Consider the following 25,818-nt stretch of genomic DNA (forward strand, 5'->3'; position numbering starts at 1 on the left):
GATGCTATTGATACCCGGCATGTCAGCCTTTCAGCGTGTTAACGAACCAGCATCTGGCCTGGCCGGGCGCATGTTCTTCCAGGTGCACTGCCCGCATGGAAAAACCGGTCCCGACGTCGGGCTGCATCTGCACGTTCAGCGTAACCCGTTTTCCCGCTGCGAAAGTTTCCTCGACCATTGGCAGCGGCATATAACCCCCCCGTCCGTGGAGCTGGCGCCTCAGTTCAACATTCGCGTCACCTCGCTTCAGCCGGGTGCCGTTGAAAGTGAATTATTCGAGCATATCAGTGACAAAAATTATCGTGCACCGATGGAACAGTTGAAGGAGAAGATGACGTTCCTGAAAGCCGATGATGTCGCCGACTCGATTCCTTACGTGTTGCAGGCACCGGAACATGTGAACGTGGCAGAGCTGTTTATTATGCCGCCCGAACAGCCGTGGTAAGAGAGTGAAGCGGGTCAGGCTGATGCCTGACCCGCTACGTTAGTTTGCGGTGGCCGTAGGTCTGATGGTGATTTCGGTGGTATCGACACTCTCAGGCGCCTCGATGATGTGGCGCACGGCGCGAGCGATATCAGCTGGTTTGAGAGCAATAGCCCGGTACGCATCCATCACCGCCATGGTTTCTTTGTGCGTAATGGTCGAGGCCAGTTCGCTTTCCACCACTCCGGGGTTGACGCAGGTCACGCGGATGTTTGAACTTTCCTGACGCAAACCATCGGAAATGGCCCGGACCGCAAATTTGGTCGCGCAATAGACGGCGGCCGTGGGCACGACGGACAAGGCACCGATCGAGCCAATATTAATGATCTGCCCCGAGTTCTGGGCTTCCATAATCGGCAGAACCGCGCCAATTCCCCACAGTACCCCCTTAATATTCACGTCAATGGTGCGTTCCCACTCATCCTGCTTGCCAGCCGAAAGCGGAGACAGAGGCATAATGCCCGCATTGTTAATAAGAACGTCAATGCGGCCCCACTTTTCCCGTGCTGCCTCAACGAAGGCGGCCATAGACTGGCGGCTGGTAACGTCTAATACCTGAGCCTCTGCCTCTCCTCCTGCGCTGCGGATTTCATCAGCCAGGGCGTGGATGCGCTCCAGCCTGCGTGCCCCCAGGAAAACTTTTGCGCCTGCCTTTCCCAGCTCTCTGGCAATACCTTCTCCAATACCGCTGGAGGCACCGGTAATTAAGATCACTTTGTTCATGTTTTGCTCCTTCAGTTGAGTTCAAAGCAATCATAGAGTCTCAACATTGTTTCTTGTATCCTGCCTTTACTGGACTCACTGGTTAGCAATGTTAAACAATGAAAATTGATCTTAATTTGTTACCGCTTTTTCTGGCGGTCGCCGAGGAGCGCAGCTTCAGCGCGGCCGCCGGGCGGCTGGGCATCACCCGTTCCGCTGTCAGCCAGGGGATAAGACGTCTCGAAGATGGGTTTCAGACCCTGCTGGTGATGCGCACCACGCGCTCGGTAAGGCTCACCGAAGCGGGTGAACGGTTGCATAAATCGTTGCTGGGGCCCATCGCCAACATTGAGGCGGCCTTTGACGATGTCACCTCGGACAGCATGCCGCGCGGACAGCTCAGGATCGCTGTCACCTCAATAGCGGAAGCGTTTCTTTCTGGCCCACTGCTCGCCTCGTTTGCGGCAGCGCATCCTGCGGTATCGCTTGATGTCTTCGTGTCAGATGAGGAATTCGATATCGTGGCAGCGGGCTATGACGCTGGGGTGAGACTGGGCGAAGTTATCGAAAAAGACATGATCGCGATTCCCCTTACGGGCCAGCAGCGTGAACGGGTGGTGGCTTCACCTTCCTATCTGGCGACACACAGCGCACCGGCGCATCCCCGTGAGCTGGTCGCTCATCGGTGTATCGGCTGGCGCCCTTCCCCGGACGTTGCCCCCTATCGCTGGGAGTTTGAGGAAGCAGGCGTCCCTTTCGATGTGGCAATTGAACCACAAATCACCACTAACGATCTGCGTCTTATGCTCAGCCTCGCGCTGGCCGGCGGTGGTATAACCTTTGCCACCGAGGACACCTTCACACCGTACATTGAATCAGGACAGCTGGTTTCCTTACTGGATGCGTTTCTTCCATCTTTTCCTGGTTTTTATCTCTATTTTCCCCAGCGCCACAATATGGCCCCCAAGCTCAGAGCCCTGATCGAGCACATCCGCCAGTGGCGACAGCTCCCCGCCACGCAACCCACACAGCGTTGAATGGTTCCAACCCTGAATGCAGATTTTCCTCAATCTGCTGCGTCCCTTTGATGAGCATCAACGACAGCACGTCATTACCATGGAAAATGACAACGGACACGATGGGCAGGACTTCACACAAGGATGGAACCTTAAAAATGTACAGACCAATAATTGTTATCCTTTTTATTCTTTTGACATTAGCCGCCCTCGTGGAAATCGGCTTAATTTCTTTAGGCTAATACCGATTGCCTCTGAAAGGCCACGCTTGCGGCCTTTTATTTATAAAACATGAGAAGAAATCACGTTATTTTTGGAGTAGCAGAAATTAACCCGCACGCAAAAATATATTTTATAAATGAGAGAATTTAAAATATATCATACACCAGAAATTTTACCCTAACTTAAATTACTATTAAGCAGAAATTAAACATAACCAAAATTAAATATTTACCGCACATTTTAATTATTATTATCGCCCCACCAGCAGCGTTTTAAGGGTTGCACCTTTAACGCCAAAACCCTTTACCCACGTGCCCTCATAGCTAACGAAATATATTAACGCTATCAATTAATCGCCCCTGCAATAGCCGTACTGGGTTTACGAACACTTAATTTGCATATTCAGACATTTATAGCTATATCATTTTCATAACGAAATAAATCAATACCTGCACAAATAATAAGGCTTATAAATCGCAAACATATAAATAAACAACTATTTCCTGTGTAAATAATTAGCTTTGCCCTGAGGTTGCCACTTTTAATCCTGGCGGGCATCGGTCGCGCTAAAGAAAGTAACGGTAAATCCTGTTTATTAAACAGTATTTTCGCCGGGAGCGCGTTCGTCTCTTCAGAAACGATGGCTTTGTTTTACACGCCGTAACCAATCACTCAGCTGGAGTAATAATTGTATGAGCCAAATATCTGTTATATCTAAATTAACTGGCGTGGAAACGACCACGGAAGGGACACAGATAACACTCGATCACTCCTCAATCGTTAAACTTAACGTGGATCGCGCCGACATCTCAGGTTACTCCCGCAGCGGAAACGATCTGGTGATTACCCTCAACTCGGGCGAAGTGATTACCCTCAAGAATTTCTACGTCACCGACGCGCAGGGCGTGAGCCAGCTGGTGCTTGAGGAGAGCGACGGTGCGCTGTGGTGGATTGAAGATCCAACCGGTGCCGCAACCTATGAATCCATCGCCTCCACGGACGCCCTACTGGCGGCGTCAGGGAGTGATACCGGCGGCGCCGCAGCGTGGCCCTGGGTGCTGGGTGGCCTGGCCGTCGCAGGTGGGATTGCCATTGCGGCGGGAACTGGCGGTGGAGGTGGCGGAGATGACGATAACAACAGCCCGAATCCCGGCAATCCGGGAAATCCTTCCGAGCCAGATACCACGCCTCCGGATGCCCCCACCAATCTACAGGTCTCACCTGACGGCAAAACCGTCACCGGTACCGCTGAGCCGGGCAGCACGATTACCCTGAAAGATGCCGATGGCAACACCATCGGAACGGGCAAGGCGGGCAGCGACGGAAAATTTACGATTGATCTCGGTACGCCACTCACCAACGGGGAACAGATCACCGCCACCGCCACCGATCCATCCGGCAATACCAGCCAGGGCGGTCAGGTCACGGCACCGGATCTCACCGCACCGGATGCCCCGGCCAATCTGGAGGTCTCCCCTGACGGCAAAACCGTCACCGGTACCGCTGAGCCGGGCAGCACCGTTACCCTGAAAGATGCCGATGGCAACACCATCGGAACGGGCAAAGCGGGTAGCGACGGGAAATTTACGATTGATCTGGGTACGCCGCTCACCAACGGGGAACAGATCACCGCTACCGCCACCGATCCGTCCGGCAATACCAGCCCGGGCGTTCAGGTCACGGCACCGGATTTAACCGCGCCGGATGTACCGGAGATTGTCACCGTCAATGATAACGTAGGCGCCGAAACAGGCCCGCTGAGCAACGGACAACGCACGGACGATGCCCGCCCGACCTTCAGCGGCATCAGTGAAGCCGGCACCGTCATTACCTTCTATGACAACGGGAAACCGATTGGCACCGCCACAGCCGATGCCACCGGGAAATGGAGCTTTACCCCGTCGACCAACCTGTCTGAAGGCAACCACGCCATTACCACCACCGCGACCGATGCCGCAGGCAATACTAGCCCGGCGTCCACGGCGGTAAGCTTCGTGGTCGATACCGTCGCGCCTGGCGCGCCAGCGATCGTCAGCATCACCGATGATGTTGCGCCTGGCACCGGCACACTCGGGAGTGGAAGCAGCACCAACGACCCACGGCCACAGCTCACCGGCACGGCGGAAGCGGGCTCGACGGTCACCATCTATGATAACGGCATTGCCATTGGCACAGCCGTTGTGGGCAGTAACGGAAGCTGGAGCTTTACGCCGTCGGTGAACCTGAGCGAAGGCAGCCACCAGCTTACCGTGCGCGCCACCGACGTCGCCGGTAACACTGGCCCGGCCTCGCCGGTCTTTACCGTCACGGTAGATGTCACCGCGCCGCAAACGCCTTCCGGGTTTATCATTAACGACGACACGGGCGTACTGAAAGGAGCGATCGGTGCCGGGCAGTTTACCGATGCCTCAGAGCCACGTCTGACGGGCAGAGGCGAACCGGGCAGCACGATCACGGTTTACGATAACGGCGTTGTTATCGGCACCACCACCGTTCTGCCGAACGGCACCTGGAGCATCACGCCGACGAGTCCACTGGCAGAAGGCGCACACTCGATTACCCTGCGGGAAACCGATGCGGCAGGCAACCAGAGCGGTCTGTCTCAGCCGATCAACTTTACCGTCGATCTTACGCCGCCAGACATGCCGGTTGCGACGCTCAACTCCGCAGGCACCCAGATCACCGGTACCGCCGAGCCGGGCAGTAAAATCGTCATCACCAACAATGCCGGGCTGCAAATCGGGACCGCCACTGCCGACAGCAACGGCAACTATGTCGTCAACCTGAACCCTGCGCAGACCAACGGCGAGATTATCTCCGTGGTCGCCTCCGATGCCGCAGGCAACCAGAGCTCACCGGCGCTGGTCAACGCAGCGGATATCACCCCACCTGCCGCACCGGGCAACCTGGTGGTGGCGGAAGACGGGGCCAGCGTCAGCGGAACCGCCGAGCCAAACAGCACGATTATCATTAAAGCGCCGGACGGTACGATCATCGGCCAGGCCACCGCCGGCCCGGACGGCACCTTCACCATCCCGATTTCGCCAGCCCAGACCAACGGCGAAGCCCTTGAAGTGACGGCCACCGACGGCAGCGGTAACACCAGCCCGTCTGGCTTTGCCGACGCGCCAGACAGCACCCCACCGCTGGCGCCGGAAAACGTGGTGATCTCTGCCGACGGCACCACCGTAACCGGTACAGCCGAGCCGGGCAGCACCGTCACCATCCGTGAAAATGGCGTGAAGGTCGGGGAAACGGTCGCCGACGATCAGGGGAATTTCAGCGTTGAACTGATCCCGCCGAAAGCCAACGGCGAAGCCCTGACCGCCGATGCCACCGATACCGCCGGAAACACCGGCCCGACCGCGCCGTTTGACGCGCCGGACATCACCGCGGCACAAACCCCGGTCATCACGGGCGTGGTGGATGATGCCCCAGGCGTCACCGGTCCTGTCAGCCAGAACGGTCTCACCAACGACAACACGCCAACCATCAACGGAACGGGCGAGCCTGGCACCACCATTACCCTCTACAGCGGTACTACCGTGCTTGGCACCACGCTGGTTTCGGCGAACGGTCAGTGGTCCATCACGCTGGAAACCGCGCTACCGGACGGCGGGCACGTGCTGACGGCGACGGCGGTTGACGCCAATAATAACCTCAGCGGGACATCGAACACCTGGAGCATCACGGTGGATACCGCCGCGCCGGGCGCGCCGGCCATTACGCAGGTCATTGATGACGTACCGGGCCGCACGGGTGCGCTCGACACCAATGAAACTACCAACGACACGCTCCCGACGCTGAACGGTACCGGTGAGCCGGGCTCCACCGTGACGATCCGCCTGGACGGACAGGATATTGGTACTGCCGTTGTTAACAGCGGTGGCGCATGGACATTCACACCTGCTACCCCATTAGTGAACGGGCAGCATACGTTCACCGTCGTCGCGAGCGATGCGGCCGGTAACGCCAGCGCACCATCAGCCGGCTTTACCCTTACCGTCGATACCACCCCGCCACCAGCGGCCACCATTGACACCGTCTCCGATAACGTGGGGCCCGTGCAGCTTCCGCTTAACAGCGGGGACACCACCGACGACACGCTGCCGCAGTTGCAGGGAACCGCACCGGACGGCACCACCATCACGATCTATGACGGAACCACCCTGCTCGGCACGGCGGTGCTCGACGGCAGCGGCGGCTGGAGCTTTACGCCAACCACGCCGCTGACGGACGGCCCGCACTCGCTGACGGTCCACGCAACGGATGAGGCGGGTAACACCACCATTTCGCCGCCGTTTGAACTGGCGATCGACACGACCGCGCCTGCAACGCCGGATATTCCTGAGATCACCGTCAACCCGGACGGCGGCACGCCGGGGACGGCCCTGAATCCAGGGGAGACCACCCGGGATACCACGCCAACCCTGAGCGGCTCGGGCACGCCGGGGGATATCGTGAACATTTACGATGGCGCTACTAAAATTGGTGAAGCCGAGATCGATGGCGACGGTAACTGGAGCTGGACGCCGGATGATCCGCTCCCTGACGGCACCTACGATCTCTCCCTGACGGTCACTAACCAGGACAGCGCCGGGAACGAAAGCGCGCCGTCCACGCCGGTGACCATTACCATTGATACTGACGCGCCTGCCCAACCGGGAACCCCAACGGTGACAGACAGCGTAAGCCAGATCACCGGACCCGTGCTGGATGGCGAATCCACCAACGATCCGCGTCCGGTCCTGAGTGGCACCGGTACGCCGAATGACGTCATTACCATCTATGACCAGGTGGGTACAGGCGAGCCGCAGGCCGTGGGCAGCGTTACGGTGGACGGTAACGGTAACTGGAGCTGGCGTCCTGAGAGCAACATTGGCGAAGGGACGCACGAATACACGGCGACCGCCACCGATGAAGCCGGGAATGAATCTGTGCCATCAGCCGGTATCACGATAACGGTCGATACCCTCGCCCCGGATACTCCGGTTATCAGTGCCATTGGTGGCGTGCAGAATGGCGAGTCTACCAACGACACTACGCCAGGCATCGGCGGAACCGGCACCACCGGCGAGACGGTGATCATCTACAACAACGGCGTGGAAGTCGCGCGCGTAGAGGTCGTCAATAATGAATGGTCCTATACCCTGCCGACACAAACCGACGGCCCGCTGAATATCACCGTCGCCGCGGTGGACGATGCCGGTAACGTTAGCCCGGTAAGTCCGGTCTTTACGGTGGAGGTTGATACGCAGGCGCCAACCGTGCCGCAAATTGACGCCGTCTCTGACAGCCAGCTGACCAACAGCGTGCTTTACACCCGCGACGGTACGCCAACCCTCACCGGGATTGGCGAGCCGGGTTCGAGCGTCACCGTCTCCGTTGATGGTGTCGCCTCGCCGGTGGTCGTGGAGGTTCAGCCGAACGGGACATGGTCCTGGACCGCCGACCCTGCGCTCACCGAGGGGCCGCATACCTTCTCAGTGGTCGCGAGTGACGCGGCGGGGAATACCTCCGCCAGCTCCGGCGATCTCAGCGTGACGGTGGATACCCTGCCGCCTGCAACGCCAACGAATATGACCATTGCCGCGGAGGGCACCCCGCTGACCGGGACGGCGGATGACGGAACCACGGTGACGGTTCGTGACGCCAACGGCAATATCATCGGGACCGGGGTCGCGACGGGAGGCTCCTTCTCCATTGCCCTCTCCCCGGCCCAGTTGGATGCCGCGACGCTGACGCTGATCGCCACGGACCCCGCAGGCAATGCCAGCCCGTCAACCACCTTTGACGTGCCGGACTCCCCGCTCGATCTGCCTGCGGTGCCGGTGATTACGGCGATCAACGATGACGTCGATCCCGTCACGGGCGATGTGAAAGATAAAACCACCAATGACATCACGCCTACCCTTACCGGCACCGCCGATCCGGGCAGCGTGATCGCCATTTATCAGGATGGGGTGCTGGTTCCGGTGACCACTGTCGTTGCGGATACCAACGGCAACTGGAGCTACACGCCGCTGTTGCCGCTGACGGAAGGGCCACACACCTTCGCCGTGACCGCTACAAACACTACCACCGGCGCGACCAGCGGGCAGTCGCCTGTCGCGACCGTCACCGTCGACCTTACCGCCCCGACAGCGCCAGCCATCGGTGCGGTGACCGATGACGTAGGTCCGATCACCGGGCCAATCGCCGACGGGCAGAGCACCAACGACAACCGTCCTACCCTGACCGGGACAGGCACGGCCGGGGACACCATTACGGTGTACGATGACGGCGACCCGCTGGGCACCGTTATTGTCGGTCCGACTGGCACCTGGAGCTACACGCCGCCTGCGCTGGACGACGGCAGCCACACCCTGACCGTGACCGCCACCGATCCGGCAGGCAATGAGAGCACCCCGTCGGCCGGGATCACCATTGTGGTCGACACCGTCTCCACCACGCCGGTGATTACCAGCGTGACGGATAACGCAGGCAATGCGGCAACGCCTGTTCCAAGCGGCGATCCAACCAACGACACCACGCCAACCCTGACCGGTACCGCTGAGCCGAACAGCGTCGTCGCCATTTTTGATGGCACCACGCAGATTGGTACCGTGGCAGCAGACGGTACCGGCGTCTGGACATTTACTCCTGAAACCGCCCTCGGCGAAGGGACGCATGACTTTACCGTCAGAGCCACGGATCCGCAGGGCAACGTCAGCCAGCCGTCCAACGCCTGGAGCGTCGAAATCGATCTTACTGCGCCACAGGTGCCGACGATCGTTACGGTCAGCGACAACGCCCCGGGTGGTGTAACCGGCCCGCTTACCGCCGGGCAGGTGACCAATGACACCACGCCAACCCTGAGCGGCACCGGCCAGGCGGGCACCACTATTCACGTTCTGAATAACGGCGTGGAGATTGGTACCACTACGGTCGACGGCAACGGTAACTGGACCTTTACGCCGGATCCGGTCCTGACGGACAGGACGTATAACCTGCGCGTAAACGCCAGCGATGATGTTGGAAACGTCTCCGCCAACTCGCCAGTGTTCGCCTTTACGGTGGATACCACTGGCCCTGCGGCCCCGGTGGTCACCACGGTGATAGACGATGTCAGCCCGGGAACGGGAATCATCGCCAGCAACGGTTCCACCAACGACACCCGTCCAACCTTCAACGGTACGGGGGAAGTGGGCGCAACGGTGCACGTTATTGTCGATGATGTGGAAATCGGCACGGCGGTCGTCAACGCCCAGGGTAACTGGACCTTCACGCCGACCACCGCGCTGGGTGAAGGGCCGCATACCATTACCTTTAACGCCACCGATGCCGCAGGCAATACCGGGGTCACCTCGCCACCGTTCAACCTGACGGTGGATACGTCGGTGCCCGAAGCACCGGTCTTTACCCCCGCCACCGACAATGCCGGTCCCGTGCTGGGCCCGGTCGCCTCGGGACAAAGCACAGACGACACCACGCCAACGCTGAACGGCACCGCGGCAGCCAACGCGACCATCACCATCTATGAGAATGGTCAGCAGGTGGGCACCGCCGTGGCGGATGCCAACGGCGTATGGAGCTTCACCACCGGCACGCTGGCAAACGGCAGCCACACCTGGACCGCCACGGCAACCGATGCCGCGGGCAACATCAGTCCTGCCTCACCGGGCTTTACGCTGGTTGTGGATACAACTGTGCCTGCCGCGCCGGTTATCACCCAGGCGATAGACGATGTTGGCACCATCACCGGGGCGATTGGCTCCGGCCAGACCACGAACGATCCTCTCCCGCGGCTGGTGGGGACCAGCGAGCCGCTGGCCACCGTGAATATCTACGAGGGCACTACGCTGGTGGGCACCGGTACTGCCGATGCTAACGGCAACTGGACCGTCGATATCACCGTGCCGCTGGGCACCGGGTCACACACCTTTACCGCAGAAGCAACGGATCAGGCGGGTAACACCGGCGCGCCGTCCGCCGACTTCAGCCTGATCATTGACACCACGCCGCCAGCGCTACCGGTGCTGACCAGTGTCACCGACGACGTCGGTAATGCTGCGACGCCTGTCGCCAACGGCGGGTTAACCAACGATGCACGACCAACGCTCACCGGTACGGCAGAAGCCGGCGCGACGGTAACCATCTACGACAATGGGGTACAGATTGGCACCGCGGTCGCCACCGGCGGCGCGTGGAGCTTTACGCCGTCCACCCCGCTGGCTGACGGGCCGCATAATCTGACCTTCTCCGCCACCGACGCCGTGGGCAACGCCAGCGCACAGACCGGGGGTTACACCATCAATGTGGATGCCACCGCCCCTGTCGCACCGGTAATCACCTCGATTGTGGATGATGTGGGAACCGTCACCGGCCCTGTCACCGGCACCAACCCAACCAACGACACCCGTCCGACCTTAAACGGTACGGCGGAAGCCAATGCCACCGTACGTATTTACGACGGCACGACGCTGGTGGGAACCGTCACTGCCGATGCCAACGGCAACTGGACGCTGCCGCAAACCAGCACCACGCTGATCGAAGGCGCGCATAGCTTCACCGCCACCGCCACCGATGCCGCGGGCAATACCAGCGCGCCATCGCCGATTATCACGATCAACGTTGACCTGACGCCGCCAGCAGCCCCAACCGGGCTGGCGGTGATCACCAACGGGACGCAGGTTACCGGTACGGCGGAAGCGGGAAGTACCGTCACCATCACCAGCAGCACCGGAACCGTGCTTGGCACAGCCGTTGCGGACGGCAGCGGAAACTTCAGCGCCACCCTCACCCCTCCACAGACCGGCGGGGAGTCACTGATTGTCTTTGCTACCGATAAGGCCGGTAACGCGGGTATCACCACCTCCGTGATTGCCCCGATCACCACGATCCCGAACGCGCCGGTTATCGCTAACATCGACGATAACGTCGGCACGGTGACGGGCAACCTGACCAACGGGAAAACCACCGATGACACCACGCCAACCCTGAGCGGCACGGCGCAGCCGAACGCGACCATCACCCTCTATAACAACGGGGTGCTGATGGGCACGGTCACCGCGAATGCCAGCGGCAACTGGAGCTTCACCACGCCGGTGCTGAGCGAAGGGCCACATGCCTTCACCGCCACGGCGAGCAACGGCTCGGGCACCAGCCCGATTTCCACGTCGACCACCGTCATTGTCGATCTCACTGCGCCAACGGCTCCAACCGGGACCTTCAACGCAGACGGCAGCGTACTGACCGGTAGCGCCGAAGCGGGCAGCACCGTCACCATCCGTCTGGCGGACAATTCAACGGTCACCGCCACGGCAGACAGCAACGGATCCTGGAGCTACACCTTCCTCAATAAACAGACGGAAGGCCAGACGCTGCAAATCACCGCCACCGATGCGGCAGGGAACGTCTCGCTGCCCGGCTCAGCCCTTGCGCCGGTGGTGCCGCTCTCTGCCAGCACCAACGTTGAAGAGCTGGCGCTGACGACCACCGCAACGGTGACCAACTCGCAGTACAGCGACTATGGTTTCCTGCTGGTGGGTGCCGTAGGTAACGTGCTGACGCTGCTCGGCAACGACACCGCGCAGGTAGGTTTCACCGTCGGCAACGGCGGCAGTGCGGATATTGCCGTGAACGCCAACGCCACGGGTGCCGTTCTTTCCCTGCTCAATACCCTTGAGCTGGTGGTACAGCGCTTTGACGCCGCCAACAACACCTGGACCACCGTGGTCGATACCGGACAGCCGCAGTTCGCTGACCTGCTGACCCTCGGCGCGACGGGGGTGTCGCTGAACCTGACCGGTCTGGCGGATGGTCAGTATCGCGTCCTGAGCTACAACACTAACCTGCTGGCAACCGGTTCTTACACCAGCCTCGATGTGGCGGTGAAAGAGACCAGCGCAGGCACCGTGTCCGGCGAAACCAACATTGTCGGTAACGTCATCACCGACGTGGATCCAACCGCAGGCAGCGACAACGCCCCGGCGGGCACCACCGTCACTGCGGTCACCAACGCCCAGGGCACCACCACCAGCGTTACGGCTGACGGCACAGTGATTCAGGGGCAGTACGGCACGCTGACCATCAACCTGGACGGCAGCTATACCTATAACCTGACCAACACCAGCGCCGCCGTCATTGGCCGCACGGAGAACTTTACCTACACCATCACCCACAACGGCACCAGCGCCTCGGCAAATCTGGTGCTGTCGCTGGGCGAAGGCACCAGCAGCAGCGGTATCGTGGCCGTGGACGATACCGCCTCGCTGACCTTCGATACCACCGTGGAGGCGATCAACAACGGCACCTCGTCGCAGGGCGGCTTTACCCTGGTGGGGATCAACCTTGGCAATACGCTGGGGCTGAACCTGCTGGACGATCTGGCCAACCCGATCATCTATAACGTGGAAGAAGGCACCACCCGCACCATGACCGTTCAGGCGTCCGTGGGCGGCGTCGCGCTGGCCTCGGTGTTCGACCTTTACATCTATAAGTTCAACAATGCGACACAGACCTTCGAGCAGATGCGCGTTGAACCCGGCTGGCTGCGCGCGCCGCTGCTGGGCGGCACCTCCCCGCAGCTGACATTGAACCTGCCCGCTGGCGAGTACCTGTTCCTGCTCAATACGGCGGCGGGGATCACCGCGCTGACGGCCTACACGCTGAACGTCTTGCAGGATCATGTCTACAGCGTGGCAAGCGTGAGCGAGAGCACCACCGGCGATGTGCTGGCGGATGATATTGCGCCAGCGGGTACCGTAGTCTCCGACGTTAACGGCGTGGCGGTGAACAGCAGCGGTCTGACGGAGATCACCGGCGAGTACGGTACGCTGCGGATCAACGCGGCCGGAGAGTACACCTACACCCTGAACAGCGGGGTCGGCGCGGACCATATCAGCACGCCGGATACCTTCGTTTACACCATCACCGCGCCTGACGGCTCGAAAGACACGGCATCGTTGAACATCACCCCAACCGCGCGCCCAATGGATGCGGTAAACGATGTCAGCACCGCGATGGACGTCACGTCGGTTCACCATACGGCCGCCTATTCCGATACGACGGTCGGGTCGGCGAGCTGGAACGCTGCGCTGCTTGCCTCAACCCAGGGCAGCGGGAGCGGGACCTTCGTGGTGGATCCTAATACCGCGCTGCATAACGTGGTTCTGTCGTTTAACGTCGCCTCGCTGCTGACGCTTACCGGGTTAACGGTGGACTGGACGCTGTCCAACGGCGCAACCACCGTCAGAACCGGCTCGTTTAACGGTGGGTTACTGCTGGGCGGCACGGCGACCATCAACCTGACGGGTCTCGATCTGGAGGCGGGAACCTATACGCTGAGCTATACGGGCAAAATGGGGCCATTGGGGGTAGGAAATATCACCATCACCCCAAGCGTGACCGGCACCAGCTACTCGCTGTCGCAGTTCGACGCGACGGGTACCCACACCGTTGACGGCAATATCTTCGACGGCACCGACTCCGCAGGGGCGATGGACCAGCTCCACTCGGTTGATACCCGCGTGAGCATTACCGGCTACGACGGCGTTACCACTACGCTGGATCCGTACACCGGCAGCACGATGTCAAACATCACGGGCCACTACGGGACGCTGGCGATTGCCGCTGACGGCAGTTACACCTACACCCTCAACCCGGGTATTTCGCTCTCTACCATTACCAGCAAGGAGGTCTTTAACTACACACTGACCGATGCCAACGGTGTTAAAGATACCGCGTCGCTGACCATTGACATGGCGCCGAAATTTGTCAGTTCGGAGCATAACGATGTGATTAGCGGTACGGCCTACGGCGACACGTTGATTTATCAGGTGTTGAACAACACGGCGGGTAACGCCACCGCAGGTAACAGCACGGGCGACCACTGGACGAACTTCTCCCTCACGCAGGGAGACAAGATCGACATTGGCGATCTGCTGGTGGGGTGGAACGGTAGCGCGTCGACGCTGGGGAACTATGTCTCTGTTTCACAAAGCGGTAACAATACTGTGATCTCCATCGACCGTGACGGCACGGGAGCCGCCTACACTAAATCTACACTCGTTACGCTGGACAATGTTCAGACCACCTACGACGAGCTTGTAAACCAGCAACACATCATTACCTGATAGCACCTGCAAGAAATGACCCGGGCGCGCGCAGCGCCCGGGCATAAACAAAAAAGCAGTACTTTTTTATTAGGGACAAGACATGGGAAAGAAGATGCCTTACTGGTGGCTCTCGTGCTGCCTGATATCTGTGCCCGCTATCGCGGCAAACCCTGCGGCGATGATTAATACCGGACAATTAAGCGAAACGCAGGAACTCCCCTCTTTAAATGGCCGCGTGGCGCCCGTAGCCAGCAAAGCCGCCCCCGGCACGCTACAGCTGAATGAAGCGGTTAACCGCGCCGTGACCTGGCATCCGGCCATCAGTGAAGCCGTCGGCAAACTTTATCAGCAGAGCGAAAATGTGGACGTCGCTAAATCGAAATATTATCCGCAAATTAACGCTGGCATGGATAACGGCTATAGCCACGACGGCGACGATAATGGCTTTACCCCCTCGCTGGTGCTTTCTCTTTCGCAAATGCTGTACGACTTCGGCAAAGTCGCAAGCCAGGTGCGCGCCGAAAACGCGGGCGTCGCCCAGCAGCAGGCCAACGTGCTGGTGAGCATCGACACCATCGCCCACGATACCGCCATCGCCATGGTGCAGGTGCAGACCTGGCAGCAGATGGTCGAGACCGCCAAAGAACAGCTGGATGCCCTGTCCTCCATCGGCACCCTGACGAAACAACGTAATGATGAAGGCGCAACGTCACTCTCTGACGTGGTCCAGACCGATGCCCGTATCGAAGGGGCGCGTGCGCAGCTGATGCAGTATCAGGCGAGCCTCGACAGCTCGCGCGCCACGCTGATGAGCTTGCTGGGCTGGGACAGCCTGAACGCGGTCAGCAATGACTTTCCGCAAAGCCTGGCCCGCAGCTGCGACATCGCCGAGCCGGACGATCGTCTGGTGCCCTCGGTATTAGCGGCCTGGGCGCAGGCCAACGTCGCGCAGGCTAATCTCGATTATGCCAACGCGCAAATGACCCCTACCGTTTCTCTGGAGCCGGAAGTTCGTCACTACCTGAACGACCGCTACGCGGGCAACGAAACGCGGGACCGCACCCAGTACTCCGCGTGGGTTAAAGTGCAAATGCCGCTCTATCAGGGTGGCGGCCTCACCGCCCGGCGTAACGCCGCCGGACACGCGGTGGAATCCGCCCAGTCCACCATCCAGCGCACCCGTCTTGAGGTGCGGCAAAAACTGCTGGAAGCGCGCAGCCAGGTGATGAGCCTGATGAGCACGCTTCAGATCCAGGGCCGTCAGGAAGCGCTCAGCGCCCGCACCCGCGAGCTGTATCAGCAGCAGTATCTCGATCTTGGTTCCCGCCCGCTACTCGACGTGCTCAACGCCGAGCAGGAGGTGTATCAGGCGCGCTTTACCCAACAGCAAACCGCCGGACAGCTGCATCAGCTTCAGCTCAACTGTCTGTACAACACCGGGCGCCTGCGTCACGCGTTCGATCTTGAAAACCGCACCATCCAGACCGTGGAGATCCAGCCATGAAGCAACGCGATATCCCGCAGGGTGAAAACATGACGGATGAGGCGCTGGAGCAGTGGGCGCAGGCGTTTGGCTACGTGGCGACGCGCTATCGCGTTGCCTGCTCGCCAGGCTCGCTCGTCGCAGGCGCACCGTGGCTGAAAGGCAAACCGATGGTGCCCGCGCTGACGCAGCTCGCCCGTGAAGCCGGGCTGACATTCCAGTTGCTGACGGCCAATCAGCACGCTATCAACAGCTGGCGTCTGCCGGTGGTGGTGGAGCTGAACGACGGTAAAATCGGCGTCATCGACAATTTCGACGGCGAGGATACGCTTGAGGTCAGCTTTTTCGACGACAGCACGCACACCAACCGCCTGTCGATGAGCGCGATGCTGCCTGCCATCCGCCACGTCATCGCCCTGCGTCCGCTGGCGGCGCTGAAGGACAGCCGCGTGGATGCCTATATATCAAAATACCGCCCGGACTGGCTCTACCGGCTGGTGATGCGCGACCTTCGCCCTTACAGCTGGGTGATGCTGGCTGCACTGTTCATTAACGTGCTCTCCCTCTCGGGCATCGTCTTTTCCATGCAGGTGTATGACCGGGTGATCCCCGCCCAGTCCTATCCGACGCTCTATGTGCTGACTATCGGGGTGCTGATCGCCACGCTGTTTGGCTTTGTGCTGCGCGTGGCGCGCGGACACATTATGGATCTGCTGGGCAAACGCTCGGATCTGCGCGTCTCGGATCGGGTGTTCGGCCACGCGCTGCGGCTGCGCCACAGCGCCATTCCGCGATCCACCGGCAGCTTTATCTCCCAGCTGCGCGAGCTGGAGCAGATCCGCGAGATGGTCACCTCCTCCACCATCTCCACCATCGTCGATCTGCCGTTTTTTATCCTGTTTGTGATTGTGCTGGCGATCATCGCCCCGCAGCTGGCGTGGATCGCTCCGGTAGCGGCGGTGATCATGGTCCTGCCTGGCCTGCTGCTGCAAAAGAAGCTGGCGGAGCTGGCGAAGCAGTCGGCGCATGAATCAACCCTGCGCAACGCGGTGCTGGTGGAAAGCGTGCAGGGGCTGGAGGACATCAAGCTGATGCAGGCAGAGAACCGCTTTTTGCAGCAGTGGAACAGCTATATCCAGATCACCGCCGAATCCGGCCTGCGCACCCGCGAACTGACGCAGAACCTGATCAGCTGGGGGATGACTATTCAGAGCCTGGTCTATGCCGGGGTGATCGTGGTGGGCGCGCCGATGGTGATCGACGGCACCTTAACCACCGGTTCGGTGGTGGCCGCCTCGATGCTCGCCTCACGGATGATCGCCCCGATGGCGACGCTATGCGGCGTGCTGGCCCGCTGGCAGCAGGTGAAGGCGGCCAAAGAGGGGCTGGACAGCATTATGCAGCTGCCGACCGAGAACCAGCGCGAAGAGACGCCGATCCGCCAGGACGTGCTGCGCGGCCACTATCTTTTCGAGCAGGCGCAGTTCCGCTATCACCCGGAAGATCCCCGCATGGCGCTGCGCATTAACCGCCTGGAGATCAAAGCGGGCGAAAAAGTGGCGATCCTCGGGCGCAACGGCGCGGGCAAATCAACCCTGTTGCAGGCGATGGCGGGCGGGATGGATCTGGCGGGTGGTGAACTGCGGCTCGACAACCTCAGCCTGCCGCATCTGGACGTGGCTGACGTGCGGAGAAACGTCGGCTTTATGACCCAAAACGCCCGGCTGTTTTATGGCACCCTGCGCGAGAACATCACGCTCGGCATGCCGCGCGCCACCGATAAAGAGATCTTCGAGGTGCTGGAGATGTGCGGCGCGGCCAGCTTTGTGCAGAAGCTGCCAAAGGGGCTGGATTACCCGATTATGGAGAACGGCGTCGGGCTGTCCGGCGGGCAGCGGCAGTCTATTCTGCTGGCGCGGATGCTGCTGCGCGACCCGAATATCGTGCTGATGGATGAACCGACCGCCTCCCTTGATGAACATACCGAGCGGGAATTTATTCAACGTCTCGGGGCGTGGCTCGGCAACCGCACGCTGGTTGTCGCGACCCACCGCGTGCCGGTGCTGGAGCTGGTGGAGCGCGTGGTGGTACTCAAAGATGGCATGCTGGTGATGGACGCGCCAAAAGCCCAGGCGCTGAACAACAGCCGTATGCAGCAACAGCAGCAGGCAACCGGACGGGAGTGGAAAAATGAAAATCAGTCAGCGTGACGTTGCCGCAGTAGAAGATCTGGATAACGCGCTCGACTCCGAAAGCGGTTATACCGGCGCCCGGCGCATTGTTTTCTTCTCCCTGGTGATGTTTGTGGTGCTCGGCGTCTGGGCGTGGTTCGGCGTGCTGGACGAAGTCTCAACCGGCACCGGAAAAGTGATCCCCAGCTCACGCGAGCAGGTGTTGCAGTCGCTGGATGGGGGGATCCTCACCGAGCTGAACGTGCACGAAGGGGATCAGGTGCAGGCCGGACAGGTGCTGGCGCGGCTGGATCCTACCCGCTCGGAATCTAACGTCGGCGAAAGCGCGGCGCGTTACCGCGCGTCGCTGGCCTCCAGCGCGCGTCTGTATGCCGAGGTGAACGATCTGCCGCTCAAATTCCCGCCGTCCCTGGCGAAATGGACCGACCTGACCGCCGCCGAAACGCGGCTCTACAACTCGCGGCGCGCGCAGCTGGAGGACACGCAGCGTGAGCTGCGCTCCGCCCTGGCGCTCGCCAATAAAGAGCTGGCGATCACCCAGCGGCTGGTGAAAACCGGGGCCGCCAGCCACGTGGAAGTGCTGCGCCTGCAACGGCAGAAAAGCGACCTGGAGCTGAAGCTCACCGACGTCCGTTCCCAGTATTACGTGCAGGCCCGTGAAGCGCTGTCGAAGGCCAACGCCGAGGTGGATATGGTGTCAGCGATCCTGAAAGGCCGCGAGGATTCCGTTACCCGCCTGACGGTGAAGTCTCCGGTGCGCGGGATCGTGAAAAACATCAAGGTGACCACCATCGGCGGCGTCATACCGCCCAACGGCGAGTTAATGGAGATTGTGCCGGTGGACGATCACCTGCTGATTGAAACCCGCCTCTCGCCGCGGGATATCGCCTTTATCCACCCTAATCAGGAGGCGCTGGTGAAAATCACTGCCTACGATTACGCGATTTACGGTGGGCTGCACGGGGTGGTGGAGACCATTTCGCCGGACACCATTCAGGACGAAGCGAAGCCGGAGGTGTTCTATTACCGGGTATTTATCCGTACCAGCCAGGATTATCTGGTGAATAAGGCGGGCAGGCACTTCTCGATCGTGCCGGGGATGATAGCGACGGTGGATATTAAGACCGGAGAGAAAACGGTGCTGGATTATATGATCAAACCGTTTAACCGGGCGAAGGAGGCGCTGAGGGAGCGGTAGTCAAACGCCGGGTGGCGGCTGCGCCTTACCCGGCCTACATTCTCGCAGGCCCGCGCAAGCGCAGCGCCGCCGGGCATTAATCCGCACGCAAGACGTGGAATCCGCCTCGAAGAATTAACCTTTAGTCATGCATCACACTTCCCTTCAGCCATGACCAGGGTAATATTACTCGCAGACAAAACGCACTTGCGCACAGTGCAGGAGTGCATTACTATCCACTCAGCTTCAAGGACTGGAGCTTACCAGCATTATGATTAATCATTTTCGGGATCAATGGCTTGAGGATTTTTTTCTCTACGGGAGATCGAGCAATGTTATTCCTTTGAATCTGGAAACAGCGCTTGCAAGAAAGCTCGACATCATCAATGCGGCTATGTCGCACCTGGATTTACGATCGCCACCGGGCAATATGTATGAAGCATTGAGTCCTCCGTTGAAGGGATACTCCTCTATCCGGTTAAACAGACAATACAGGCTTGTATTTCGCTGGTCAGAGGGAAAAGCAGACGATCTCTATCTCTCTCCACACAAGTACACGCAACACAAGTGAGGCATCACCTATGACACTTCAACAGGCACTCCGCAAACCCACCACGCCGGGCGAGGTGTTGCAGTATGAGTATCTTGAACCGCTCAATCTGAAAATCAACGATCTGGCAGAGATGCTAAATGTACACCGCAATACCGTAAGCGCGTTGGTCAATAACAATCGCAAACTTACTGCCGATATGGCGATCAAACTGGCAAAAGCCTTTAATACCACTATTGAATTTTGGCTGAACTTACAGCTAAACGTTGATATCTGGGAAGCGCAATCTAACTCCCGCACGCAGGAGGAGTTAAGCCGGATAAAAACCGTTGCGGAAGTCATGGCGAAGCGAAAATCCGGCAAGCCGGACGTTGCCTGATCCGCTCGCGCCACGCAATACGCTTACCCGACACGGGAACGGCGCATAACGGCATCTGCCATTATGCGCATCCGGTTACAGGGAAATTCTCAGGCGTCGAACCGCTTCTTTAAGCTGCTCATCCGTTGGGGTAACGAAAGACATGCGCAGCGTGGTGTGGTCCGGCTCGTTGCAGTAGAAGAACTCACCCGGCACAAACACGACGCCGTTGCTCAACGTTTTTTCCAGCCATTTCGTCGTATTGATGCCGTTATTCATTTTCGCCCACAGGAACATGCCGCCCTTTGGCTTGTGGAACGACATCACATCGCCCAGCTCCGCTTCCAGTCCACTGGCAAAGGTCTGGTATTTCTGGCGGTAGGCTTCGCGGATCATTTTAATCTGATTCGCCAGACGACCGGTTTTCAGATATTCGTACGTCATCAGCTGCGACAGCGTGCTGGTGTGCAGATCGGTGGTTTGCTTGAGGTTCACTACCGCGCGCTTTAGCCACTCCGGCACCAGCACCCAGCCCACGCGGGTGCCCGGCGCGAGGATTTTAGAGAAGGTGGAGGTGTACACCACGTTATCCTCATTGCCGATATCTTTGGCATGAGCAATCAGCGGGCGGAACGCTTCGTCGGTGTAGTTGATCTCGCTGTACGGGTCGTCTTCGATAATCACGAAGTCATAGCGCTTCGATAATTCCACCAGCTGTTTACGACGCGCTTCGGAGAGCGTCACGCCGCCCGGGTTACCAAAGGTTGGCACGATATAAACCGCTTTGATGGTTTTAGTTGCCACCAGCGCTTCTAGTTCATCCACTTTCATGCCGTCGCCGTCGGTACCGACGGATTCAAATTTCGCCTGCGCCAGGCCAAAGACCTGCAACGCGGCGAGGTAGGTAGGCCGCTCCACGACGACCGTATCGCCCGGGTTGATTAACGCCCGCGCCAGCACGTCAAGCGACTGTTGCGAGCCGGAAGTAATGACCACATCATCGGCTTTACAGGCGATGCCGCGACCTTCAGAGATGCGTTGGATCTCTTCGCGCAGCCCCGGGACGCCTTCCGTCAGACCGTACTGGAATGCTTCGCCAAAATGCTGAGACAGCACGGCATCAGCGGCGATTTTTAAACCTTCATGATCGAACAGGTCCGGATTTGGAATACCGCCACCCAGCGAAATCACGCCTGCCATTTTGCTATGTTTTAATAATTCACGGATGGCAGAGGATTGCAGGCCCTGCGCGCTGCTGGCGAGTTTGTTTGCAGACATTCTTTACTTACCTTCTTTTTTTATATTGTGCCCAATCTTAGCAGAATATGGGCAATAAATTCCGTTAGCTTAGGCAGCGGCCGCAAATCCTGGCGCCACAGTAAATGCACCGGCCTCGGCGCGGGCGTAAACGCTTCCAGAACCCGAACCAGCCTGCCGCTCGCCAGCTCTTCCGCCACCAGCACTTCCGGTTGCAGCAGAAGTCCCGCCCCGGCTCGCGCCGCCATGCGTAAGCCGTAGCCGTCATTGCATCGTAAGACGGCATCACGCTTCCAGCGCACTTCGCCTTCCACACCCGGCAGCCGCCACTCGTTACGCGCCGTCCATACCGTGTGCGACAGGCACAGGTGATCCACCAGATCGGCTGGCGTTTGCGGCGTACCGTGACGCGCCAGATAATCCGGCGCGGCGCAGATCGTCATGTTGTAGGGACACAGATATTTCGCCACCAGGTCCTCATTACGGATCTCACCGATACGAATGGCCAGATCGACCCCTTCCTCGACCAGATCAACCATTCGGTTGGTGAGATCCAGTTCGATGCGCACTTCCGGGTAACGCTGCAAAAACGTGGCCGTCAGAGGCGCGATAACGCAGCCGCCAAACGAGGTGGGCGCTGTCACGCGCAGGGTGCCGGCGGGTGTGGCTCGCAGGCGCTCAACCGCGTTTTCAGCAATCGAGACCTGCTCCAGCACGCGCCTGGCCTCTTCGAAATAAACGCGTCCGGCGTCGGTCAGGCTCTGGCGACGGGTGTTGCGCTCCAGCAGCCGCGTACCGAGCTGCGATTCCAGCTGCGTAATATACTTCCCGACCATCACCGCCGACATCTCCAGCCGGGCCGCCGCGCCGGTAAAGCTGCCGCTTTCCACCACCGTGATGAACGTCTCCATGCCGCGAAGCTTATCCATATTCCGAACCTCTGGTTAGCAATCTTCTAACATCAACCCAGTTTATCTGAATTTTTATTTATTAAAGAATGAAGGCTCACAACATAAGGAGTCTGCTATGAAAATCGTCATTATTGGTGCCAGCGGTACGGTCGGTCGTGCTGTGACAGATGAGCTAAGCCGTCGTCACGAGGTGATCAGCGTGGGTCGCACGCAGGGCGACCATCAGGTGGATATCACCTCGCAGGCGAGCGTACAGGCGCTGTTCGAAAAGATCGGCCCGGTGGATGCGATTGTCTCCGCCAGCGGTGGGGTACACTTCGGCCCGCTCGCAACCATGACCGACGGCGAGTTCAACCGGGGCTTACAGGATAAGCTGCTGGGGCAGATTCGTCTGGCGCTGACCGGCCAGCACTACCTGAACGAAGGTGGTTCGATTACGCTGATAAGCGGCATTGTGGCTCACGAGCCGATTGCTCAGGGCGTCAATGCCACCACGGTGAATGCGGCGCTGGAAGGGTTTGTGCGCGCCGCGGCCTGTGAACTGCCGCGCGGGATCCGCATTAACCTGATCAGCCCGACGGTGCTGACGGAATCCGTCGAAGCATATGATGGCTTCTTCCCGGGCTTTGAAAGCGTTCCCGCTGCGACCGTTGCGCAGGCCTACCGCCGCAGCGTGGAAGGGGTACAGAGCGGGCGGGTATATAAAGTCGGCTATTAAGCCTTACGGGCGGCGATCAGCACCAGCATCGGGCGTTCCGCCTCTTCGGCCAGCGCGGGCCAGGCGTCAACCTGCGTCTGCGTTGGTCCCCACTCATTGACTTCGCTTATCGTTAACCCCGCTTTGATCAGTGCGTTAAGCGTGGTGCCCAGCGTGCGGTGGTATTTAATCACCCCGTCCGCCAGCCAGTTGCTGACGCGCTGGCTTTCGTCCTGATAATGGTTCACGCCCCAGAACCGCTCACCGTTGTCGTCGGTGAGCCAGCCCTGACGGGTGGCGCAGGTATAAATCGGGTGCTCCATCGAGAAGACCAGGCTGCCACCGGGTTTTAGCGCGCGCTGAACCCTGGCGAATAGCGTGTCCAGCTCCGGCAGGTAGTGTAGCGCCAGCGAGCTGTAGACCAGATCGAGGCTATTCGCTTTCAGCGCCAGAGATTCCAGATCGCTACGCTGATAGTGAATCCGATTGTCATCAGTCAGTTCAGCCGCGCGGGCGAGCATTTTTTCTGAAATATCAACACCCGTGACGTCAGACGCGCCCAGCTCGCGCGCTGCGCGACAGAACCATCCGTAGCCGCAGCCGAGATCGACAACCGCTTTACCGGTTAAATCTGGCAGCATTGCCTTGAGCGCGGGCCACTCCGGCGCGCCGTTCAGGCCCTGAACCGAGCGCGGAAGCTGGGCATAGCCTTCAAAAAATGCCGGGTTGTCGTAGATGTTTTGCGCCATAACGGACTCCTTTATCGCAACAGTGGCGAGGGTAAAGCACCCCTCGCCCGTTGACAACGTATCCGTCTTATAAATCACAGCCTGCGCCGGATTTTCTCCACCATGGCTGTGGTTGAGATCCCGTAGCGGTCATGGAGGGTGGGCAACGCGCCCGCATCAAGGAACGCGTCCGGCAGCGCGACGGTATCGAAATCCACGTTCACGCGGTTGCGCATCAACAGCGACGCGACGGCTTCGCACAACCCGCCTACGCTGCTGTGGTTTTCCGCCACGATGACCAGCCGTCCCGGCTTCGCAGCCTGCGCCAGGATCGTCTCTTCGTCCAGCGGCTTAATGGTGGGCGAGTGCAGCACCGCCACGCTGACGTTATCCTTACGCAGCTGCTTCGCCGCCTCCAGCGCACGCATGGTCATCAGGCCTGAGGCGACGATCAGGACATCGTTCCCCTCTTCCAGCAGCGCAGCTTTGCCAATCTTAAACTGGTAGTTGTACTGGTCCAGCACCACCGGCACCTTGCCGCGCAGCAGGCGCATATAGACAGGGCCATCGTGCGCTGCCATCGCCGGCACCGCCTGTTCGGTGTCGATTGCGTCACAGGGATCGATAATCGTCATGCCCGGAATACCGCGCATAATCGCAATATCTTCCGTCGCCTGGTGGCTCGGCCCGTAACCGGTGGTTAGCCCCGGCAGCGCCGCGCAGATCTTCACGTTCAGGTGCTCTTCAGCAATCACCTGATGGATAAAATCGTAGGCGCGGCGGGTGGCGAAGACGGCATAGGTGGTGGCGAAAGGAATAAAACCCTCTTTCGCCATGCCGCCCGCGGCCCCCATTAACAACTGCTCGGCCATGCCCATCTGAAAGAAGCGTTCCGGGTAGGCCTGAGCGAAAATATGCAGATCGGTGTACTTCGACAGATCCGCCGTCATGCCGACGATCTCCGGTCGCTGTTCCGCCAGCTTCACCAGCGCGTGACCGAACGGTGCGGCTCGCGTCTCCTGGCCCTCTTCCGCGATAGAGGCAATCATCGCCGACGTGGTTAAACGCGGTTTTTTCTCCGTGGTCTGGCTCATTACAGCACTCCTTCAGGTTTGTTGGCATCCAGCACGGCGAGTGCCTTTTGCCACTCGTCAGCATCCACGCGAATAAAATGGTTCTTGTCACGCTTTTCGAGGAACGGCACGCCCTTGCCCATCAGCGTGTCGCACAAAATGACGCGCGGCTGGTTTTCCGGGTAGCGTTTGGCGTTATCAAACGCCGTTACCAGTGAAGGGACATCGTTGCCGTTGACGCGCTGCACGTACCAGCCGAAGGAGGTCCATTTATCTTCCAGCGGCTCAAAGCCGAGGATCGCGTGCGAGTTGCCATCCGCCTGCTGGCGGTTAATGTCCACCAGCACGATCAGGTTCGACAGGCCGTGATGTGCCGCCGACATCGCAGCTTCCCAGGTTGACCCTTCGTCCAGCTCGCCGTCCGACATGGAGTTAACGACCCATGCCGCGCTCTGCTTGCGCTTCAGCCCCAGCGCCATGCCAACGCCAATGCTTAAGCCCTGCCCCAGCGAACCGCCGGAGATCTCCATGCCCGGCGTGTAGGTTGCCATGCCGGACATCGGCAGGCGGCTGTCGTCCGCGCCGTAGGTCTCCAGCTCCTCTTCAGGAACGATCCCCGCTTCAATCAGGGCGGCGTAACAGGCAATGGCGTAGTGGCCGTGAGAGAGCAAAAAACGGTCACGCCCCTCCCACTCCGGCTCGCCCGGCTTAAGGTTCATCCCGTGGGCAAACGCGGTGGCCAGCACATCGGCATAGCCCAGCGCCTGCCCGATGTAGCCCTGCCCCTGCACTTCGCCCATGCGCAGCGCGTAGCGGCGAATGCGCCAGGCCGCGGCGGCAACCTGTTGAACTGTGGTATCCGTCATCGTC

15 protein-coding genes are annotated in these 25,818 nt (G+C 59.7%); 9 read left to right on the plus strand and 6 right to left on the minus strand.

Annotated features, from left to right (window positions below):
• Nucleotides 1-19 precede the first annotated feature (19 nt).
• The gene (locus tag DD597_RS25230) at nucleotides 20-445 is read left to right on the plus strand and encodes an SDR family oxidoreductase (protein ID WP_050583628.1); all 426 of its coding nucleotides are present in this window, start codon (nucleotides 20-22) and stop codon (nucleotides 443-445) included.
• Nucleotides 446-484: 39 nt separating this feature from the next.
• Here the strand turns inward: DD597_RS25230 and DD597_RS18095 are convergent, their stop codons facing one another.
• Nucleotides 485-1,207: an SDR family oxidoreductase gene (locus DD597_RS18095; protein WP_129256484.1), complete on the minus strand. Its 723-nt coding sequence runs from the start codon at nucleotides 1,205-1,207 to the stop codon at nucleotides 485-487.
• Between the two features lie 98 nt (nucleotides 1,208-1,305).
• Between DD597_RS18095 and DD597_RS18100 the strand changes: the two genes are divergently transcribed.
• The 7 genes from DD597_RS18100 (at nucleotide 1,306) to DD597_RS18130 (ending at nucleotide 20,303) form a co-directional block, all read left to right on the plus strand.
• Nucleotides 1,306-2,223, plus strand: coding sequence for a LysR family transcriptional regulator (locus tag DD597_RS18100; RefSeq protein WP_023323641.1), 918 nt, complete (start codon nucleotides 1,306-1,308; stop codon nucleotides 2,221-2,223).
• An 893-nt stretch (nucleotides 2,224-3,116) separates the two neighbouring features.
• On the plus strand, nucleotides 3,117-14,540 hold the full coding sequence (locus tag DD597_RS18105; protein WP_129256485.1) for a BapA/Bap/LapF family large adhesin: 11,424 nt from the start codon (nucleotides 3,117-3,119) through the stop codon (nucleotides 14,538-14,540).
• 82 nt (nucleotides 14,541-14,622) lie between these two features.
• A complete protein-coding gene (locus DD597_RS18110; protein WP_023295304.1) occupies nucleotides 14,623-16,026 on the plus strand; it encodes a TolC family outer membrane protein in 1,404 nt (467 codons plus the stop codon).
• A complete protein-coding gene (locus DD597_RS18115; RefSeq protein WP_129256486.1) occupies nucleotides 16,023-18,215 on the plus strand; it encodes a type I secretion system permease/ATPase in 2,193 nt (730 codons plus the stop codon). The genes DD597_RS18110 and DD597_RS18115 overlap by 4 nt, the downstream gene beginning before the upstream one ends.
• On the plus strand, nucleotides 18,196-19,395 hold the full coding sequence (locus tag DD597_RS18120) for an HlyD family efflux transporter periplasmic adaptor subunit (RefSeq protein ID WP_032609982.1): 1,200 nt from the start codon (nucleotides 18,196-18,198) through the stop codon (nucleotides 19,393-19,395). The genes DD597_RS18115 and DD597_RS18120 overlap by 20 nt, the downstream gene beginning before the upstream one ends.
• Nucleotides 19,396-19,645: 250 nt before the next feature.
• Nucleotides 19,646-19,945, plus strand: a complete 300-nt coding sequence (locus DD597_RS18125; protein ID WP_032627934.1) for a type II toxin-antitoxin system RelE/ParE family toxin — start codon at nucleotides 19,646-19,648, stop codon at nucleotides 19,943-19,945.
• A gap of 10 nt (nucleotides 19,946-19,955) precedes the next feature.
• The gene (locus DD597_RS18130; protein ID WP_022651701.1) at nucleotides 19,956-20,303 is read left to right on the plus strand and encodes a HigA family addiction module antitoxin; all 348 of its coding nucleotides are present in this window, start codon (nucleotides 19,956-19,958) and stop codon (nucleotides 20,301-20,303) included.
• Nucleotides 20,304-20,378: 75 nt separating this feature from the next.
• Here DD597_RS18130 and DD597_RS18135 read toward each other — a convergent pair whose 3' ends face one another.
• Together DD597_RS18135 and DD597_RS18140 are read right to left on the minus strand one after the other, a co-directional pair.
• On the minus strand, nucleotides 20,379-21,560 hold the full coding sequence (locus DD597_RS18135; RefSeq protein WP_022651702.1) for a PLP-dependent aminotransferase family protein: 1,182 nt from the start codon (nucleotides 21,558-21,560) through the stop codon (nucleotides 20,379-20,381).
• Between the two features lie 20 nt (nucleotides 21,561-21,580).
• Nucleotides 21,581-22,468, minus strand: coding sequence for a LysR substrate-binding domain-containing protein (locus DD597_RS18140; protein WP_048241982.1), 888 nt, complete (start codon nucleotides 22,466-22,468; stop codon nucleotides 21,581-21,583).
• A gap of 97 nt (nucleotides 22,469-22,565) precedes the next feature.
• Between DD597_RS18140 and DD597_RS18145 the strand changes: the two genes are divergently transcribed.
• Nucleotides 22,566-23,168 (plus strand): short chain dehydrogenase, encoded by a 603-nt coding sequence (locus DD597_RS18145; protein ID WP_023314696.1) that lies wholly within the window; start codon nucleotides 22,566-22,568, stop codon nucleotides 23,166-23,168.
• On the opposite strand, the gene DD597_RS18150 is transcribed toward DD597_RS18145, so the two are convergent.
• From DD597_RS18150 to DD597_RS18160, 3 genes are all read right to left on the minus strand, one after another.
• Nucleotides 23,165-23,896: a bifunctional 2-polyprenyl-6-hydroxyphenol methylase/3-demethylubiquinol 3-O-methyltransferase UbiG gene (locus tag DD597_RS18150; protein ID WP_023314697.1), complete on the minus strand. Its 732-nt coding sequence runs from the start codon at nucleotides 23,894-23,896 to the stop codon at nucleotides 23,165-23,167. The two genes, DD597_RS18145 and DD597_RS18150, sit on opposite strands and share 4 nt — an antisense overlap.
• A gap of 74 nt (nucleotides 23,897-23,970) precedes the next feature.
• Nucleotides 23,971-24,969 carry a transketolase family protein gene (locus DD597_RS18155; RefSeq protein ID WP_045346167.1) on the minus strand — a complete coding sequence of 333 codons (999 nt, stop codon included), beginning with the start codon at nucleotides 24,967-24,969 and terminating at the stop codon, nucleotides 23,971-23,973.
• On the minus strand, nucleotides 24,969-25,814 hold the full coding sequence (locus tag DD597_RS18160; protein WP_022651707.1) for a transketolase: 846 nt from the start codon (nucleotides 25,812-25,814) through the stop codon (nucleotides 24,969-24,971). Before DD597_RS18160 ends, DD597_RS18155 begins: the two co-directional genes overlap by 1 nt.
• Between the last annotated feature and the right edge of the window lie 4 nt (nucleotides 25,815-25,818).

Origin of the sequence: Enterobacter cloacae complex sp. 677-3DZ2D5B, from assembly GCF_004136695.1 — a bacterium.
GTDB lineage: Bacteria > Pseudomonadota > Gammaproteobacteria > Enterobacterales > Enterobacteriaceae > Enterobacter > Enterobacter hormaechei_C.